Origin of the sequence: Pseudomonas silensiensis (assembly GCF_050434865.1) — a bacterium.
Taxonomy (GTDB): Bacteria; Pseudomonadota; Gammaproteobacteria; order Pseudomonadales; family Pseudomonadaceae; genus Aquipseudomonas; species Aquipseudomonas fluorescens_W.
The window spans coordinates 192,700-207,219 of the sequence record NZ_JBNDJH010000009.1 but is presented as its reverse complement, the minus strand read 5'-3'; the positions used below and the strand labels follow the sequence as shown (position 1 = coordinate 207,219).

12 protein-coding genes and 1 tRNA gene are annotated in these 14,520 nt (G+C 52.5%); 11 read left to right on the top strand and 2 right to left on the bottom strand.

Annotation, left to right across the window (positions count from 1 at the left end):
• Positions 1-174: 174 nt before the first annotated feature.
• The 11 genes from QF010_RS15520 to QF010_RS15470 all read left to right on the top strand — a co-directional run bounded on the left by QF010_RS15520 (position 175) and on the right by QF010_RS15470 (position 11,636).
• Positions 175-948 (top strand): ABC transporter ATP-binding protein, encoded by a 774-nt coding sequence (locus QF010_RS15520; protein ID WP_315866636.1) that lies wholly within the window; start codon positions 175-177, stop codon positions 946-948.
• Between the two features lie 13 nt (positions 949-961).
• Positions 962-1,708: an ABC transporter substrate-binding protein gene (locus QF010_RS15515; RefSeq protein WP_429511358.1), complete on the top strand. Its 747-nt coding sequence runs from the start codon at positions 962-964 to the stop codon at positions 1,706-1,708.
• 78 nt (positions 1,709-1,786) lie between these two features.
• Positions 1,787-2,482, top strand: a complete 696-nt coding sequence (locus QF010_RS15510) for an ABC transporter permease (RefSeq protein WP_033058321.1) — start codon at positions 1,787-1,789, stop codon at positions 2,480-2,482.
• A complete protein-coding gene (locus QF010_RS15505) occupies positions 2,479-3,168 on the top strand; it encodes an ABC transporter permease (RefSeq protein WP_033058324.1) in 690 nt (229 codons plus the stop codon). Before QF010_RS15510 ends, QF010_RS15505 begins: the two co-directional genes overlap by 4 nt.
• Entirely contained in the window at positions 3,149-4,378 is a 1,230-nt protein-coding gene (locus tag QF010_RS15500) for a methyltransferase (protein WP_429533459.1), read from the top strand. The genes QF010_RS15505 and QF010_RS15500 overlap by 20 nt, the downstream gene beginning before the upstream one ends.
• Before the next feature lie 297 nt (positions 4,379-4,675).
• Positions 4,676-5,917, top strand: a complete 1,242-nt coding sequence (locus QF010_RS15495) for a nucleoside deaminase (protein WP_429533458.1) — start codon at positions 4,676-4,678, stop codon at positions 5,915-5,917.
• Positions 5,918-6,046: 129 nt separating this feature from the next.
• A tRNA-Thr gene (locus tag QF010_RS15490) sits at positions 6,047-6,122 on the top strand.
• A gap of 164 nt (positions 6,123-6,286) precedes the next feature.
• On the top strand, positions 6,287-7,615 hold the full coding sequence (locus QF010_RS15485; RefSeq protein WP_429533457.1) for a tyrosine-type recombinase/integrase: 1,329 nt from the start codon (positions 6,287-6,289) through the stop codon (positions 7,613-7,615).
• Between the two features lie 902 nt (positions 7,616-8,517).
• Positions 8,518-9,498, top strand: coding sequence for an integrase domain-containing protein (locus tag QF010_RS15480; RefSeq protein ID WP_429533456.1), 981 nt, complete (start codon positions 8,518-8,520; stop codon positions 9,496-9,498).
• Entirely contained in the window at positions 9,495-9,770 is a 276-nt protein-coding gene (locus tag QF010_RS15475; RefSeq protein ID WP_429533455.1) for a hypothetical protein, read from the top strand. Before QF010_RS15480 ends, QF010_RS15475 begins: the two co-directional genes overlap by 4 nt.
• A gap of 483 nt (positions 9,771-10,253) precedes the next feature.
• Entirely contained in the window at positions 10,254-11,636 is a 1,383-nt protein-coding gene (locus tag QF010_RS15470; protein WP_429533454.1) for an FRG domain-containing protein, read from the top strand.
• 129 nt (positions 11,637-11,765) lie between these two features.
• Here QF010_RS15470 and QF010_RS15465 read toward each other — a convergent pair whose 3' ends face one another.
• Both QF010_RS15465 and QF010_RS15460 read right to left on the bottom strand, forming a co-directional pair.
• Entirely contained in the window at positions 11,766-12,371 is a 606-nt protein-coding gene (locus tag QF010_RS15465; RefSeq protein ID WP_429533453.1) for a hypothetical protein, read from the bottom strand.
• 72 nt (positions 12,372-12,443) lie between these two features.
• Positions 12,444-14,429 (bottom strand): ATP-binding protein, encoded by a 1,986-nt coding sequence (locus tag QF010_RS15460; protein ID WP_429533452.1) that lies wholly within the window; start codon positions 14,427-14,429, stop codon positions 12,444-12,446.
• Between the last annotated feature and the right edge of the window lie 91 nt (positions 14,430-14,520).

Below are 14,520 nucleotides of genomic sequence, written 5' to 3'. Positions count from 1 at the left end.
GCCCGTTCGGTTGATAGCAGCGCGACAGTCTGCTGTATCGATGCGACAACCTGCCACAGGCCACCCGTTTACCGCCCGTAGCGCTGTTGGCTGCCATTCAGACGCTATGCTAGCTTGGCCGCCTCGCCAGGAAGGCCGCCAACAGCAGGAGCGAAATACTTATGAGGAACGCACATGGCTGAGGCCACGCCCGCGCTTGAAATCCGCAACTTGCACAAACGCTACGGACAGCTTGAGGTGCTCAAAGGCATCTCGCTGACCGCCCGCGACGGCGACGTGATCTCGATCCTGGGTTCTTCCGGTTCCGGCAAGTCCACCTTCCTTCGTTGCATCAACCTGTTGGAAAACCCGCATCAGGGCCAGATCCTGGTGGCCGGCGAAGAACTCAAGCTCAAAGCCGCCAAGAACGGCGAACTGGTCGCAGCCGACGGCAAGCAGATCAATCGCCTGCGCAGCGAGATTGGTTTTGTATTTCAAAACTTTAATCTGTGGCCGCACATGAGCGTGCTCGACAACATCATCGAAGCCCCGCGCCGCGTGCTCGGTCAGAGCAAAGCGGAAGCCATCGACGTCGCCGAAGCCTTGCTGGCCAAGGTCGGTATTGCTGACAAGCGCCACGCCTACCCGGCGCAACTGTCCGGCGGTCAACAACAACGCGCGGCCATTGCTCGCACGCTGGCCATGCAGCCCAAGGTGATCCTGTTCGACGAACCCACCTCCGCCCTTGACCCGGAAATGGTCCAGGAAGTACTTAATGTCATCCGCGCATTGGCCGAAGAAGGCCGCACCATGCTGCTGGTCACCCATGAAATGGGTTTCGCCCGTCAGGTGTCCAGCGAGGTGGTGTTCCTCCACCAGGGCCTGGTAGAAGAGCAAGGATCGCCACAGCAGGTGTTCGAAAACCCGCTTTCGGCGCGCTGCAAACAATTCATGTCCAGCAACCGCTAACGGAGCTACCCGCATGCAGAACTACAAAAAAATCTTCCTGGCTGCTGCCGTCACCCTGGCCTTCAGCGCCGGTGCTGCCGCCGAGACCTTGAAGATGGGCATCGAAGCGGCCTACCCGCCGTTCAACAACAAAGATGCCAGTGGCAATGTCGTCGGCTTCGACAAAGAAATCGGCGACGCCCTGTGCGCCAAGATGAAAGTCGAATGCACCGTGGTCACGTCTGACTGGGACGGCATCATTCCGGCCCTGAACGCCAAGAAATTCGATTTCCTGATCTCCTCGATGTCGATCACCGACGAGCGCAAGCAAGCGGTGGACTTCACCGACCCGTACTACTCCAACAAGCTGCAATTCATCGCGCCGAAAAACGTCGACTTCAAAACCGACAAGGACTCCCTGCAAGGCAAAGTGATCGGTGCACAACGTGCGACCCTCGCTGGCACCTGGCTGGAAGACAACATGGAAGGCGTTGAAGTCAAACTCTACGACACCCAGGAAAACGCTTACCTGGACCTGACCTCCGGTCGTCTGGACGGCATCCTGGCGGACAAGTACGTCAACTATGAGTGGCTGAAAAGCGACGCTGGCCGTTCCTATGAGTTCAAAGGCGACCCGGTGGAAGAAAGCGACAAGATCGGTATCGCTGTACGTAAAGGCGATGAGATTCGTGTGAAGCTGAACACCGCGCTGAAAGAAATCGTCGCTGATGGCACCTACAAAAAGATCAACGACAAGTACTTCCCGTTCAGCATCTATTGATTCTGACCTGCCGGGCCGGCGCCGTTATCTGACGGCGCCAGTCCCTGGCATTGCCTGCCGCGATTTGAAAAGAAATCCATGACTATCGATCTCTACGGATTCGGCCCGGCGCTCGCCGCTGGCGCGCTGATGACTGTGAAACTGGCACTCTCGGCCTTGTGCCTGGGCCTGGTGCTCGGTCTGCTCGGCGCCTTGGCCAAGACTTCCCCGTACAAGCCGCTGCAATGGCTTGGCGGCACTTATTCGACACTGGTTCGCGGCATCCCGGAATTGCTCTGGGTACTGTTGATCTACTTCGGCACGGTCAACTTGATGCGTGCCCTGGGCGAGTTCTTCGGCAACCCCGACCTCGAACTCAATGCGTTCGCCGCCGGCGTGATTGCGCTGGGGTTGTGCTTCGGTGCCTACGCCACTGAAGTATTTCGCGGCGCGATTCTGGCGATTCCCAAAGGACACCGCGAAGCGGGTGTGGCGTTGGGCCTGTCGAAATTCCGTATCTTCACCAAACTGATCATGCCGCAGATGTGGCGCATAGCCCTGCCCGGCCTGGGTAACTTGTTCATGATCCTGATGAAAGACACCGCGCTGGTATCAGTCATCGGCCTGGAAGAAATCATGCGTCACGCGCAAATCGGCGTAACCGTATCCAAGCAGCCGTTCACCTTTTATATGGTGGCCGCGTTCATGTACCTGGGCCTGACCGTTCTCGCCATGAGCGGCATGCACTTGATGGAAAAACGCGCCGCTCGCGGCTTCGCGAGGAGCACCCAATGAACTGGGAAGTCATCATCAAATGGCTGCCGAAACTGGCCCAAGGTGCAACGCTGACCCTGGAACTGGTGGCCATCGCCGTGATCGCCGGTTTGCTGCTGGCGATTCCGCTGGGCATCGCGCGTTCGTCGCGCCTGTGGTGGGTGCGGGCATTTCCCTACGGCTATATCTTCTTTTTCCGTGGCACACCGCTGCTGGTTCAGCTGTTCCTGGTCTACTACGGCCTGGCGCAGTTCGATGCGATCCGTAACAGCTCGATGTGGCCGTACCTGCGCGATCCGTTCTGGTGCGCCACAGCGACCATGACGTTGCACACCGCGGCCTACATCGCCGAGATCCTGCGCGGCGCGATCCAGGCGATTCCTCCGGGCGAGATCGAAGCGGCGCGCGCCCTGGGCATGTCCCGGGCCAAAGCGCTGGTCTACATCATCCTGCCCCGTGCCGCCCGCATCGGTCTGCCGGCCTACAGCAACGAAGTCATCCTGATGCTCAAGGCCAGCGCCCTGGCCAGCACCGTGACCCTGCTGGAACTGACCGGCATGGCCCGCACCATCATTGCCCGGACCTACCTGCCGGTGGAGATCTTCTTCGCGGCGGGCATGTTCTATCTGCTAATGGCTTACGTGCTGGTTCGCGGCTTCAAGCTGCTGGAGCGCTGGCTGCGCGTCGATGCCTGCCAGGGACGTTGATTCCTGCGTGCTGACGGGCGAGGCCTTACTCGCCCGTTTCACAGCGCTGGATGCTTTTCTGACAAAGCACCAGACGCTGTGGAAGCCTCGGCCGTTTACTCATCTGCAGCTTCCTTGGGAAGCGTCCTACCCCGAGTTGGCGACCTGGCTACGCGGGCGATCGCTGGAGGACGCGGAACACGCTCATAACAACCCAGCTCTTTTGGATGCGCCGGAGCCGTTTGCCTCATTAGCGGCCATGTCCCTTGAGTTGAGCGCGGTGGATGAGTTGCCAGCGCATACGCTTGAAACGGCCGGTCATCGACTGAATGTCGATGTGCCGGGGCGCAAGTGGCAACAGATCGAAGCCTTCGCCAGTCGCTTGCAGTTTGCTGATGCGCCGAGCCATTGGCTGGACTGGTGCTCGGGCAAAGGACACTTGGGACGACGTCTGCTGCAAACCGGGCAACAACTGACCTGCCTGGAATACGACCCGGCGCTGGTCGCCAGCGGTCAGGCACTCAGCCAGCGTCATCAATTGCACGCACTGCATGTCGAGCAAGATGTACTCGCTGCGGATACTGCCTTTTTCCTGAAGGCTGACCACACGCCGGTAGCGCTGCATGCCTGCGGTGATCTGCATGTGCGACTGATCCAGCTCGCCAGTGCGTCTGGCTGCAAACAACTGGCCATCGCGCCTTGCTGCTATAACCGGATCAGTCTGAGCGTGTATCAGTCGCTTTCCTCGTCGGCCAGGCGCTCCGACCTACAGCTGTCCCTCGATGATCTTTCGCTACCGATGAGCGAAACCGTCACCGCTGGCGCTCGCGTCCGACGTCAGCGTGACACCTCCATGGCCCGACGCCTGGCCTTCGACCTGCTGCAGCGGCAACTGCGCGGCATTGACGAATACCTGCCCACCCCTTCCCTCCCCAGTGCCTGGCTGGATAAATCCTTCGCTGATTACTGCCATCATTTGGCCGCGCTTAAAGAGTTATCCACAATCAGCCCGCAGGATTGGCCAGCACTTGAAGCCGCTGGTTGGCAGCGATTGGCCGAAGTGCGCAATCTCGAGCTACTGCGCGGACTTTTCCGACGCCCGCTGGAGCTGTGGCTGGTACTCGATCGAGCCCTTTTCCTATTCGAGCAAGGGTTTGCGGTTCGCCTCGGCACCTTCTGCGAAACCCCACTGACACCGCGTAATTTCCTGATCCTGGCTGAGCGCCCTTAAAGCACCTCAGCCTGTGGATAACTCTGGGGATGAAATTATCGTGGATCCAATATATACGGCTGTTTCGGGACTGAAACACAACTGTTCAATTTTCGTACACCTGTAAAAAAATCGGAAAAACAGGCATTTGCGATCAAATGAGAACGGCTCCACAAATTTGCCTCTAAGCAGGTGCGGTAGAGATCCCGTTGTGCATAAGCGTTCAGCGAAAACAACATAAACGACCTGCGAAACCTCGACTATCTTTGCCAAACGCCAGAATTGCCTGGCGTTCAAACAGCAAGGAGCTGGGAAAACATGAGCACATTGAACAGTGCACAGGAAGCCGTCGATACCGTCGCCAACCAGGCCATTGATGCTGCGCTGCAGCAAACATTCGCGGTGGGTGGCGCCATCATCAACAACGCAACGGGCGAGGTCATCGCTGCGCTGCACAACAATGTGCTGATGCCTTTCCCCGGCAGTGGCACCACGTACTTTCTACCGCATGATCCGACCGCCCACGGCGAGCGGCAATTGGTGGACTGGTACTACGAAAACGTCGCGCCATTGAACTTGCCACCGCCCAATCAGTTGACCGTCGTCACCACCCTGGACCCCTGCGCCATGTGCGCCGGTTCGCTGCTGACGGCAGGATTTAACGTCGCCGTCAGTGCGATCGATGACTATGCAGGCATCAACTACAACAGTCAGTTCACCTTTCCGTCGCTGCCACCGCAGATCCGCCAACAGGCGCAGAACACCTGGGGTTATTACGCGATTGCTGCGCCGGTCAGCCGGGCCTATCAGGGGTCGACCAGCCCGGTGTTCGGCGGCCAGACCATCGACTCGGCGGCTTACTTCCTCACCAGCTCGATCTTCTCCGCCAGCGTCAACACCGTGCGCGAGGCCAGCAACAACAGCGGTCTGCCGCCGGATCAACTGCAAAACCCTGCAAACCTCCCGGCCAACAGCAAAGTCCGCCAGGCACTGACTGCGCTCAGCCCGTTTGCGCTGACCGTGCAATCGGCCAACCCACGCGACCCCGGCGCAGAACTCGCCCCACCACTGTTACAAACCGCACAGCACAGCCCGGTGTTCAACTCGGTGGCCCTCATCGATCCGTTCGGCAACCTGCTGGTGTGCCTGGGAGGCGTCGAGAACCAGTCGCCGATTCGTACAGCGTTCATGGAAACCACCCGCAACTACGCGGTCATGCGCTGGACCCTGATGAACGACCCCGACCCGGCGGTCCGCGCCCAAGCCGAGCAATACCTGACACATCCGAAGTACGGCACCTTCGTCTTCCTCTACGCCCCCGACCCCACCACCCCGCAGGCCGTGATGACTTTCGGCGCGTACGGTTCGACCATGGAAGGCCCCGTGCCCCAGAGCTATCCGTCCAACCTTCAATACGTGCTGCTGCCGGGCAACACCACCGCCCAAGCGTTGTCGACACTGGCCCAAAACCTGCCGCCGTTCTACACGCAAAGCGTGCAAGTGGCGCCCGCGCAGGTGTTGAGTCAGGACCTGATCAACGCAGTTAAAAACGGCGTGTAATGCTTTAAAGCAATCGCTCAGGCCAGCCCCGCAGAAGCGTCCGCGGGGCCGGCCTGACGCTTGCGCAAAAATAGTCTGAATTCAGGGGTTTACAGAACCAACCCAATCGCTATAATCGTCGCCCAACACGCCGGTATAGCTCAGTTGGTAGAGCAACTGACTTGTAATCAGTAGGTCCCGGGTTCGACTCCTGGTGCCGGCACCACATTAGGCTCCATTGCATTCCACCGAATGCTCTGGAAGCCCCGAAAACCCGCCATTTGGCGGGTTTTTTCGTTCCAGGACCCTCCGTCGGGATCCAACAAAATCCCCCTTCCCGGAGGGTATGTTAGGGGTACTGCGATTTCCCGGTCAGGAGCGCGTACCCCTATGCCACGTCTAGCGATCCCCCTCAGCGACCTGCAATGCCGCACGGCAAAAACCCGCGAACGCGCCTACAAACTGTTCGACGGTGGCGGCATGTACCTTTTCGTCAAACCCAATGGCGTGAAGACCTGGCGCTTGAAGTACACCAAGCCCAGCGGCAAGGAAGGTACGCTCATCATCGGCAATTACCCCATCGTTACCCTTTCCGTCGCACGACGTAAGCGAGACGAAGCCAAGGCGTTGCTGCTCGACAACCTCGACCCAATGGAAGAAAAGAAGAAGGCCAAGATCGTAGCCCAGCGAGCGGCACTGCTTTTCGAGACCGTTGCTCTGGAGTGGCACGCCGACATGTCCCGTCGCTGGACCGAAGGACACGCTAAAACCGTGATGAGCCGACTGCGTACCCACGTCTTCCCGCTGATCGGCCAACGACCCATCGCTGAACTCGATACCCATGACCTGCTAGAGATCACCCAGCGCATCAAGGAACGCGGCACCATGGATGTGGCGTTAAGGGTACAGAACTACTTATCCACCATCATGCGCGGGGCCAAAAGGGCTCGGCAGATCACCATGAATCCCGCACTGGATCTGGCAGGCTCGATTCACGCGCCGCGCACAATCCATCGCCCGGCCCTCTCCCTCAACCGACTACCCGAACTGCTAAACCGTATCGACAACTACAACGGCCGTGAACTGACCCGCCTCGCCGTCCTGCTGACGTTGCATGTATTCGTCCGCTCCAGCGAACTGCGCTTCGCTCGATGGAGTGAGTTCGACCTCCAACGCGCCATGTGGGAAATCCCCGATACACGCGCACCGATTGAAGGGGTACGCAACTCCACGCGCGGGACCAAGATGAACGGCGACATTCAAATGGTGCCGCTATCGCCGCAGGTTATCGAAATACTGGAGCGCCTGCGCAGCCTCAGCCGCTTTTCAGAGTTGGTGCTACCGGGCGACCACAAGTACTGGAAGCCCATGTCCGAGAACACGGTGAACACCATGCTCCGCAACGTCGGCTATGACACCAGCAAGGAAGTGTGCGGCCACGGCTTCAGGACCATGGCCTGTAGCGCCCTACTAGAGTCCGGGTTATGGACCGACGCAGCCATCGAACGGCAAATGAGCCACAAGGAACGCAACCGCGTGCGTGCCGCGTATATCCACAAGGCCGAATTCCTCGAACAGCGCCGGCTGATCATGGCGTGGTGGAGCAACTACATTGATGCCAACCGCAGCGGGCATGTAACGCCTCACGAATTCGCTCACCCGGTCGGCGACAACATTACCGCCCTACAAAATAAACGCGGCGCATCCAAACGTGGGTAAGCAATGAGATCACCGCAGTCCGCCCTTCCACGCGGGTCCATCCAAGCGGGGCTGCAAAGCAGCCCTGCTTGGATGGACCTCACTTAAAAAATCTAAAGCCCACGCAAACTGTCTGTGGAAAACCACGGATTTCCACCGGTGGATAATTTCATCCACAGCCGCAGAATTCCCGAAAATCCGAGCCTTGACCCAAATTATCCACAGGCGTAGAAAAGATCGGGCACGCGCTGTCGTTGACAGCAACCCAGGTAGCCAGAACCTTTAAGGCTACGCCACACCGTGGTGGTTCACCCAAAGTGCGATTAGCGTCCGGCGGCTCGCACGGTCACTCACCGAGTGATGGATGCCAACTTCAGATCATTGCCATTGCGGCAAATACACACCCTACCCAGCTGCCCTGCAGCAACCTATCCGCTTGGCCATTTCACTGCGCCAACCTGCGCCCGTCTCTTTCTCCCGGAAAGAGACGGGCGCTCCTACCGCTGCTGCAGCCCAACTCGTACAAGGCATTGCGGCATTTCCCCTCGTGACAATCGGCGTGACAAACACCGACGTCACCAACAACAGCGATGCAGATGATGGTGCCGCAGCCCACGGAATGGACCGCACCTGACTGACAGTCAGGTATGCCCCGGTCATCGCCTCACTGCCTTCCCCCGACTCAGGATCTCGCGGCATTGGTCTCGTCAGCCAGTGCAGCCTCCACCCGCCCACTTCTTCGGAAGTGTTCAGGAGGTCAGATCATGAGATGCCCAAGCTCTCGGACGTAAGGAGCCGCCAGTCCCGCGTTAGTGGACAACCCTCACAGGTCGCAGGGGCCTTGATCCCTGATAACACTAAACATTCTTGGCGGGATGACGTGGGGAAAGTTTCAAAGGTTTGGCTTCGGGAGGAGTTTGATCATGGCACTGGTGGGCAGGCGAGATGGACGCAATTTTGGCTACGGTCGGCAACTGAGCTATGCCGGGCCGCAGGCATTGCGGGACCTGTTTGGCGGCGGGCATTACGGCACGGTCAAAGCGCACAGTGATCGATGGCAGGCATTTGTAAGGTGGTGTCGCTCGGAAAATGGGCCGGGGCTTAACGATGCGCGGCAGATTAATCGGCAGACGCTACTGAACTATGCCGGACATCTGCGTCATCAGGTTGTACAAGGCGCTATTGGCATCGCCACCGCGCAAAACCGATTGTCCAGCGTGAACCGAACCATGGCGGCGCTTCGCGGTGATCAGTATGTGAAAGTGCCGAGCCCGAGCAAGGCGCTGGGAATGCGGCGCACCAGTGTTCGTCGCTCGCTGCCACAAGGCCAAGACCCCGAACACGTGAAGCGTATCGTAGAGGTACTTTGCGAACACCAGCAGGCGCGCGCCGCGGCCATCGCTCAGTTAGCGCGAGCCATCGGCATGCGCTTGCGCGAGGCGATTTTGGCCGACCTTCCGCGCCTGAAGTGCGAGTCTGAACAATACGGGAAGATCAACATCCAGGACGGCACCAAAGGTGGCCGTTCAGGCGCGTCAGCACCTCGTTGGATTACGGTAGATGATCATATTCGTGACGCACTGAGGTTTGCCGAAAAGGTCTCGCCCGACGATAGCCGCAACCTACTTGCACCGAACGAACGCTACCTCGATTTCTTGCAGGGAATCGTCCGCCCCGCACGGGACATCCTCCATAAGCACAACCTCAAAGGCTTCCACGAATTGCGGGCAGCCTATGCGTGCGAACGCTATGAGCAAATCACCCACCATCCCGCCCCCATCAACGGTGGCCGTAGCTACCAACTCGACCGACGCCTCGATCAAGAGGCCCGAGCGCAAATCAGCTATGAACTCGGACACGGCCGTATGGACGTGGTATCGGCTTACATTGGGGGTCAAGCATGAGCAAGCCATTCGATATGGAGCTGTTCCTGGGGGGCGTTTTGACCGGGTCGCACTCCACGCGCCAGCGTCACCTCCGCCAAGCGAAGGCCATTCAAGCAGCGATCTCTGATCGCTGGCACAAAGATAATCCATGGGCATGGCAGCAAAAGCATCTCGCATGGTTTCTAAACCACCACGTGAACCCGCACGCTGAATCGACGCGCTATTACTATCTGCTGACCATGCATTTGCTCACTCTTCGCTTAGGGAAATCCTGGCAGTTCAAACGTTAGGCGAATGACAGCAATCGGCCGACTTTTTTGAAAAAGTCCGAGTGGGAAAACTCAATCCGCGCCGAGTTTGAGAAACTTCCATTTTGCACGTTGCTACGCAATCTGATCCGGTTAGCCGCCTGCTCCACGTCCGGATTTCAATCTCAGAGGGACATTTTTTGGCCGCCAGAACCATAGGCGACTTTTTCAAAAGAATCGGCCAAAAGCGGTTTTTTACTTCTACCCCAAGCAGCTGGGATACGACTACCTATCCCGATTGTGTTTCTTCTGTGCTTCGCGCTACCCTCGGTATCTGTCGAATCCGACGCTCAAAGGGATTGCAGTCATGGCGTATAACAAATTGCTATTAACGACTCTCTCGCAAGTACCGCAATTCCAATAAGTGTTAGCCTTTTTCATTAAGTGTCACTCATCACTCCAGCACAGAGAGTGTGCACAACATTCGACGCTGATTTAGAGTTAAAATTTTATAAGGATTTAGAAATGTACAACTTATTGGTAACTTCAATGGAAGGCGCTTGGGAGAACGGCTTCTATGAATACGATCGGAGCCGATTTTTAGAATACACAAATGAGAAGATCGCATCCTCCTTTAACAGCTTGCCCCCCGAGCACTTAGCAACAATAACTAAATATCCATGTCTTTTTGCATATGAAGGTCATGAACTAGATGTTCGAATAGGTCAAATAACCTCCATAAAAGAGAGAGGAAGAAAACTATTAATTGAGTTTGCTCTCGATGCTAATATACCACCCATACCATTTTCATCCATAAAACCAATTGCCACCCTATTAGACATCCGTGACTGGGAGATGAATAGAACACACTGGGCAATAAAAGATGAAAATCTACTAGAGCGATTGTCTGCAGCCTCCCTAATAAACCTTACAAATCAAGAGATCACGATTGAGCAAGAGAATCTACCATTAAACCACGAGAATGAGCTCCAAATTTCAACACTGCAAGAGTTCGTGGGAAAAATATTATCTGTTGAAAAAGAGAACGATTTAGAGGTTTTTTATCGTGGCCACTCAGATAAAACTCGATACAAATTAGAGCCTTCACTTTTCCGCAAAGACAAAGATGGAAACTATTTATACTTGGATAACGAGCACCTGCTATATAGAGAGTTAATAGTTTCAAATTCCGCTGACTTCTCCTCTGACAACTATACACTCGATCGCTTGGTCAGGATGCAGCACTACTCCCTGCCCACTAGACTTTTGGATATTACGTCCAATCCTTTAATAGCCTTATATTTTGCATGTAAAGCCAACTCTGACACAGAAGGTGAAATAATTACATTTTCATTGCAAAGAGAATCTATTAAATATTTTGACTCTGATGTCGCTAGTTGCATTGCTAATTTAGCCAGGCTACCGAAGAACGAAAAACAACGGATAGATTTCTTTGATGAGCCTAGTGAAATTAAAGTTACAGAGGAGAAAAAGACAAAGGCTCAAAGGGATGAAGAAATAGCAGCATTCAACCAGCAAGAGCCAGTGCGAAGATTGACCCATTTTATCCGAGAGGAAAAATCTTTTTTCGAACCAAAGATTATAAAAAGTGATCTCAGACGAGTAGTTTGCGTAAAAAGTAAAAAGAGTAACGATAGAATTTCGTCTCAATCAGGAGCTTTTTTATTATTTGGGTTAGATGCTGTTCTTGATGAGCTCGGAACGACAGATATTAAGGTTGAGAGAATATCGATCACTAACAAGAGTAAAATACTAAAAGAATTGGATTTGTTAAACATCAATGAAAGCACGGTTTTTCCCTATATCGAAAACTCTGCAAAATATGTTGCCAACAAGTATGTATTTAACAAGCCAATTCAATCTGTAGCTAATCATGAGGTTGATTAGCAATTAAGACGTCATTGACAAAATGCGAAAATTATCACTCTTCGTAAAGCTCATACTAGCCGCGACTAACTCTGCACTGGGTGGTCGCAGCGCCTACGAGATAAGAGATAATTCATAATGGTTAGTTTATCAGCGTGCGACAATGGTTACTTCGCTGATGCTTTCAGGATAAACCGTACTTTTCTTAATACCTTTAATTTCAATAGTAGTGTTATAGACCCGACCGTTTTGCGTATCGACCCGCTCGTGGAACCCATACTGATGAAGAGTATTTGAACACGCAACAAGGTAACGACCCTGACTTTCGTCCCGCCCTACGATGACTACCCAATGGTCGCCCATTCCGCCTAATTCAAATACAGAGGTTTCTTTCACACAAAGAACCACTACCGAGTGAGAAAAATCCACTGTGTTTAATGATTTGATGTCTATAGAAGCTACCATAGCATCGACACGTGTGTCCTCGGTTATGACATCTAGGCATGTCTTAAGAAATGAACGTTTCAGCTTTTCGTCAGTAACGTTTTTTGAAACACCAAAATCGCTACCCTTACCAGACGCAAAATTCTGTAGCGATGGCGTAACGCTGATAACTTTCGCCCACTGCTTGCTATGGCCCCAAACGAAGTCATTAGCTTTAACATCTGGTTTTCTAAGTGACTTATACGCATTGAAAATTGAATAAATTAAACAAAAACCATCAAAATGGCCCTGAGTGATTATTTTTTGAATCATCTTACAGCTCTCCGTGCTAGCTTGTGATTGGATCGATTCCGGCGTTCCAGAAATAACTAGAATCCAAGACGCCTATGCGACCATTTCCTTCGGTGCATCTGAAGTTCTTTCACCCAACACAATGTCGTCTGCAGAGTCGTGCTGACCGTCAGTAAGGCGCTCTAACTCCAACTGAAGGTTTTTATTTAAAAAATCATGTTTTAACTCAAACTCAATAAATATCTCACTCCATCTAATCGCGTAAACTTTGTACTCCCCTAAAAATATGAGCCCAGGTTCCCCGTGACTTTTGTGGCTCTTAATTTGACTTTCAATATAACCTGTTGAGTCAAAATCGTTACCTATCAAGTAAAACTTCCAATCCATATTTGAGCCATTAAACTGCGGCACGGATTTTATTACTTGGTAATAATCATAAACCTGATCGAATTCTTTTTTTCCAATCCTTACATTAGTAGGATGTTTAAGCTCAATTACAATATTTTCGACTATTCTTTGTTTTTTTCCTTGCCTAACAAGAAACAAATCCATTTCCCTATTCTTGCTTTCATGATCAACTACTTCCTTTTGATCTAAGCCATGGAGCAAATAGGTGTGCCTGCGGAGGGCCTCTTCAAATTTTGGCTCGGCGGCAGTAAGAAGTCGATATTCCTCACCTATAAGCCAATAGTTTTTCTCCATCATTTTTTGAAGATGAGGAACTTCTCCTGCGTACATACCAGGATCAAAAACAAGTCTCTTAAATTCCGCTACGGACTTATAACGATCACTTATCAACTCGATAGTATTTACTATCGATGACATCTTCGTTGTCTGTAACTGCCTTGCAAACCGTTCTCGCTCCCCTGAAGATAAATCTACGACGCCATCAAGTATCCTAAACAAGTCTTCCACTTCACCGCTATCGACGATCAGAGAAATAAATCTTATAAATGTTATTTTTTGAGTAGAATTTAAATTTGCGAATATTTTCGGTTCGACCTGATAGAGCTGAGTAATTGTCTCTTTCAGATCCTCATGGCGAACTAATTCCCAGCGATTTTTTGAGTTGAATTCAGGAAAATACCCTTTCGCCTCAAATTCTTCGACTAATTTTTTTGCATGATCAACTACGAATGGTTTTCGCTTATCCCTCAAGAATGAATTGATAGTTTTTATCAACTCTCTAAACTCATCAGATTGATCAGTATGGGCCGACAACATATCTAACTGACCTCCGCTTCGGCCAACCAAAAACCCTTTAAAATAATCACTGACTATAAAGACACTATGATAAAACTCATCACCTTTATTATTCAGCGTTGTAGGCCGAGAATACTTAAATTCACCTGAAACATCCGAGCAATAAAACCTAGAAAAATGACGATTTAGTCTTTGCGACCACCTAACAAAGCTCACATCGAAAGACCAGTTTCCTATATTAACAGAAAACAGTTCAACGTCTTTAAGCAATGAATCATATGGAAGATCAGCCCCATTTATACGAATCGCAAAGCCCTGATTTTTTCTCAATTCAAGAAACCAAGAAAATTCTTTTCTCAAATAGCTAATTAGCTCGACTTGAATATAAGACTCAGACAACCCTATAATATTTTTAAAGCTAACACACGTACCTGTCGACTCATTTACAATTTTCTCCTCTGGGGAGTAAACATAGTTATCAATGTTGTCGTCGCATACGCTTATCTCATATGCACACACATCATCGCCTTTGATGTATCGAGTACGCCACACTGCTGCCTGGGCAAAATGAAAGAAAGTCAAACGTCCTAGTCCGTTTTTACCATGTACGAGCGAATGCTGTACCTCTAGGTCTCTCTTCTCTGAAGAGAGAATTGGCTTAAACTTATTTTCGACTTGAAGATATGGAATCCCTAAACCATTATCATGCACAGATAGATGCTTAATGCCGCCGAGCTCATCAACTTCATATCTAATATCAATTGCGCTCGCACCAGCGTCAAAACCATTCCATATGTATTCTGATATAGCTTTGTAGGGTTTAACAGCCTTCAGCCTGTTCTTAATCCCTTTAGCTTTCACTTCCACTTTGGCCATTTTATTCGCCTTACGATTGCATTATTTTCGACAACACAGATACGGTCCAAGACAGCTTTGCAGCCGCCTTTGATGAGCAAAAATTCACCAC

What these genes read in the sequence shown, in the direction of transcription:
- QF010_RS15520 (WP_315866636.1), top strand. Translation starts at nt 175, where the DNA reads ATGGCTGAGGCCACGCCCGCGCTTGAAATCCGCAACTTGCACAAACGC.
- QF010_RS15515 (WP_429511358.1), top strand. Translation starts at nt 962, where the DNA reads ATGCAGAACTACAAAAAAATCTTCCTGGCTGCTGCCGTCACCCTGGCC.
- QF010_RS15510 (WP_033058321.1), top strand. Translation starts at nt 1,787, where the DNA reads ATGACTATCGATCTCTACGGATTCGGCCCGGCGCTCGCCGCTGGCGCG.
- QF010_RS15505 (WP_033058324.1), top strand. Translation starts at nt 2,479, where the DNA reads ATGAACTGGGAAGTCATCATCAAATGGCTGCCGAAACTGGCCCAAGGT.
- QF010_RS15500 (WP_429533459.1), top strand. Translation starts at nt 3,149, where the DNA reads ATGCCTGCCAGGGACGTTGATTCCTGCGTGCTGACGGGCGAGGCCTTA.
- QF010_RS15495 (WP_429533458.1), top strand. Translation starts at nt 4,676, where the DNA reads ATGAGCACATTGAACAGTGCACAGGAAGCCGTCGATACCGTCGCCAAC.
- QF010_RS15485 (WP_429533457.1), top strand. Translation starts at nt 6,287, where the DNA reads ATGCCACGTCTAGCGATCCCCCTCAGCGACCTGCAATGCCGCACGGCA.
- QF010_RS15480 (WP_429533456.1), top strand. Translation starts at nt 8,518, where the DNA reads ATGGCACTGGTGGGCAGGCGAGATGGACGCAATTTTGGCTACGGTCGG.
- QF010_RS15475 (WP_429533455.1), top strand. Translation starts at nt 9,495, where the DNA reads ATGAGCAAGCCATTCGATATGGAGCTGTTCCTGGGGGGCGTTTTGACC.
- QF010_RS15470 (WP_429533454.1), top strand. Translation starts at nt 10,254, where the DNA reads ATGTACAACTTATTGGTAACTTCAATGGAAGGCGCTTGGGAGAACGGC.
- QF010_RS15465 (WP_429533453.1), bottom strand. Translation starts at nt 12,371, where the DNA reads ATGATTCAAAAAATAATCACTCAGGGCCATTTTGATGGTTTTTGTTTA.
- QF010_RS15460 (WP_429533452.1), bottom strand. Translation starts at nt 14,429, where the DNA reads ATGGCCAAAGTGGAAGTGAAAGCTAAAGGGATTAAGAACAGGCTGAAG.